We start from the raw sequence: 3,329 nt of genomic DNA, 5'->3' as shown, positions 1-3,329 counted from the left end.
AAWANNNNTTTTCGTTGACTTAAAAAAGATAAGCGTTGATTAAAAATAAAAAATAAAATTAAAGAAATTAAAAGACAGCATCCAAGATATGAAGTTAAAGAATTAGGATTATTACAAATGGATGCTAAATATTTTATGCCAAGTAAATTTCCAGTTGAAAAAAAGTATTATGTTTATGATTTTATTGATGAAAGAATGAGAGGAGTATTCGGTTATATTTATGATAAATTATGTACTGAAAATGCTATTGATGCTGTTAAAAGAGCAATTATTGATTTTAAAAAAATATTTGGTATTAAAATAACACGGATTAGAACTGATAACGGTTCTGAATTTATTAATAGTCATCGGAATAATCAAAAAAGTAGTGTTAAAGAAACTACTTTTACTCAATTTTTAACAGATAAAGATATTTTGCATCAGACAACACCGGTTCGTTCTCCACAATCAAACGGTAAAATTGAAAGATTTCATCAAAATTATACTAAGTTATTTGTATTTGATGAAAAAATATTGGATGCAGTTAGTTTACAAAATAAATTAAATGATTACTATTATTTTTATAATTTTGAAAGAGTGCATAAATCTTTAAATTTTCAGACACCATTTGAATTTTTAAATAATTTAACTAAATAATTTAAAATTTATAAAGTTTTATTTAAACTATTTTTTAGTGTACCAATTTTATAATTTTTATTTATATATTTATCATTTTTAATGATATTTTTTCATTTTAAATTATATATTTTATTATTTTTCCTTGTTTTGTTGAAATCTCCAAAATGTCTGTGGTATATTACACCTTCAATCCAATTTTGCTTTCATATCTCTTCATAGTTACAATTTATTGCATCATATGCAATTGCAATTTGCCGGTTGTTTGAATTTGTATAACCCTTTGTTTCTAAAGATTGTCCGTCTTTAATAATAACTAATAACAGAACTTAAAACTTTATTAATTTCTTGTTTTGTTCAAAGAAAAGCACAAATATTATAAAATAATGTAATAATTTCTTTTAATTTATTTTGATAAGTTGAACAATAATGATTGATAAATTGTTGTCAAGAATGTCGAACTGGTTCATCTAAAAAGGACAATAATTCATCATAAGAAATAAATGCTTTTTGATCATAGAATGGTAAATTAGTATAATTAACTGGACTTAAAAAAGCATTTATTAAATTTTGTTCAAGTTTTGTTGCAATATTATTATTAATTCACATTCCTCAGTAACCTCGATTTTGTACTCAAGTTTTATTTGGAGCATATTGTCGATTTAAATCAATTTGATTAGCAATTGATTTATCAAGAGTATAATAAAGAATCACTGATCCTCGATAAAACGAAAAATCACTTGAAATAATTGTTGCTGATGAAGAACTAATGTTATCTTTAATTTTTATTTTATTAATATTTAAATTAGGAAATTGTTGTTTTAATTTTTCTTTAATCTGTATTTTTTCGGAATATGTAAGCCATTAGTTTTAAGGGTTTTTAAATTGGGGTCAGTAACATTGTCCCTAACTCAAGTGGTCTTGGATTTAAATAACCAAGATATCAGACATACAGAACAAAACTGATAAAAACCGTTACCATTAAAACTAATGTTGAATTAATCATTCACCATTTTTTGCTATTTTCTTTCATATGTTTTTCCTTTTCTAAGACTTTTAATAATTTATAATGTTTAATCTTGGATAGTCATTTTATTATTTAGAAATAATTTTGTTAAAACAACATTATTTTGTATCACAAAATAAAAACTGTTTAAAAAACAGTTTTCTTAAATAGATTAATTAAAACCCATTCCGCTTAGACCACCCATCCCAGGAATATTTGGCATACGCCCTGATTTAATTTGACGAGCAATTTCATCAACTTGTTTTTTTGTTTTTTCAAATTGATTAATTAGCTCATTATATTCTTTTTCAGTTCGTCCTGAGCCTTTTAAAATCCGATTTTTTCGTGATAAATGTTTTAATAATCGTGGTTCACGACGTTCTTTCACTGTCATTGATGATAATAATACTTCGGTTACTTTTAATTTTCGTTCAGCATCAGCAATTTTTTCATCACTTAATTTTGGCATTCCAGGTAATAATTTCATAATTCCGCCCATTTTACCCATTTTTGAAATTTGGCGCATTTGGTTTAATAAATCTTGCAAATCAAACTGTCCCATCATCATTCGATTCATTGTTTTTTTGATATCACGTTCATCTAATACATCTTTTGCTTTTTCAACTAAGGTTTGAACATCTCCCATTCCTAAAATTCGATCAGCCATTCGGTCAGGATAAAAGATTTGTAAATTACTCATTCCTTCTCCAGTTCCAATAAAAGTAATTGGTAATTTTGTTAAATGTGTAATTGACAAAGCAGCCCCACCACGAGCATCACCATCTAGTTTTGTAACAACTACTCCTGTTAATTTTAATAACTGATTAAATTCATTCGCAACATTAATAATGTCTTGCCCTGTCATCCCATCAACAACAAGAAGAATTTCATCCGGGGTAATATTATTTTTAATTTCTTTTAATTCTTGCATTAACTCAGCATCAATATGTAAACGTCCAGCTGTATCAATTAAAATAACATCATTTTTATTATCTTTTGCATAAGTAATTGCTTGTTGCGCAGTCGTTACTGGATTTTGTGTTCCGCGCTCAAAAACTTCAATATTTAAATTTTTTCCAATTGTTTTTAATTGTTCAATCGCTGCTGGTCGATAAATATCACAAGCAACTAATAATGGTTTTTTGTGATATTTCTTTTCAACTAACTTAGCAATTTTCCCCGTTGTGGTTGTTTTACCACTTCCTTGTAAACCAACCATCATTACAATTGTTGGTTTTGAAGTAAATGATAATTCTTTAACTGTTTTTCCAAATATATTAACTAATTCTTCATGCACAATTTTAACCATCATTTGTGATGCATTTAATCCATCAAGAATATATTCACCGCGTGCTTTTGTTTCAACAACTTTAATAAAATCTTTAACTACTTCATTATTAACATCAGCCTCCAATAATGCTAATCGAATTTCACGCATTGTTTCAGTAATAGCATCAGTCGTTAAAGTTGATTTTTTCATATTTTTTTCAATTGATTTTTTCAATCGATTCGCTAAAAAATCTCCAATCATATTTTTTCTCCTTTAATTTTTATAACAAATACACTCTTATTAATTAATTATACTAAAATTAACATAAAAAAACTTTAATTTTGTCGAAAACTCTCTTTAATTTTGTCGAAAACTCTTGATATTTATAAAATATACCTAAAATTAGGTATATTTTTAATATATGGAGGTAAATAATAA

Annotated in this window: 4 protein-coding genes; 1 reads left to right on the top strand and 3 read right to left on the bottom strand. The window is 25.8% G+C overall.

Annotated features, from left to right (window positions below; all coding sequences use genetic code 4):
* The first annotated feature begins 39 nt into the window (after positions 1–39).
* Positions 40–636, top strand: coding sequence for a DDE-type integrase/transposase/recombinase (locus EHV01_RS04210; protein ID WP_423246776.1), 597 nt, complete (start codon positions 40–42; stop codon positions 634–636).
* Between the two features lie 285 nt (positions 637–921).
* Here EHV01_RS04210 and EHV01_RS04205 read toward each other — a convergent pair whose 3' ends face one another.
* The 3 genes from EHV01_RS04205 to ffh all read right to left on the bottom strand — a co-directional run bounded on the left by EHV01_RS04205 (position 922) and on the right by ffh (position 3,152).
* Entirely contained in the window at positions 922–1,329 is a 408-nt protein-coding gene (locus EHV01_RS04205; protein WP_422066343.1) for a hypothetical protein, read from the bottom strand.
* A gap of 166 nt (positions 1,330–1,495) precedes the next feature.
* A complete protein-coding gene (locus EHV01_RS04200) occupies positions 1,496–1,648 on the bottom strand; it encodes a hypothetical protein (RefSeq protein ID WP_422066342.1) in 153 nt (50 codons plus the stop codon).
* A gap of 145 nt (positions 1,649–1,793) precedes the next feature.
* On the bottom strand, positions 1,794–3,152 hold the full coding sequence (gene ffh / locus EHV01_RS04195; protein ID WP_422066341.1) for a signal recognition particle protein: 1,359 nt from the start codon (positions 3,150–3,152) through the stop codon (positions 1,794–1,796).
* Positions 3,153–3,329: the final 177 nt, after the last annotated feature.

This window comes from Spiroplasma sp. hy2, assembly GCF_044714365.1.
Classification (GTDB): Bacteria; Bacillota_I; Bacilli_A; order Mycoplasmatales; family Mycoplasmataceae; genus Spiroplasma; species Spiroplasma phoeniceum.
The sequence above is the reverse complement of the archived record's forward strand: the minus strand, read 5'-3'. Positions and strand labels throughout refer to the sequence as shown.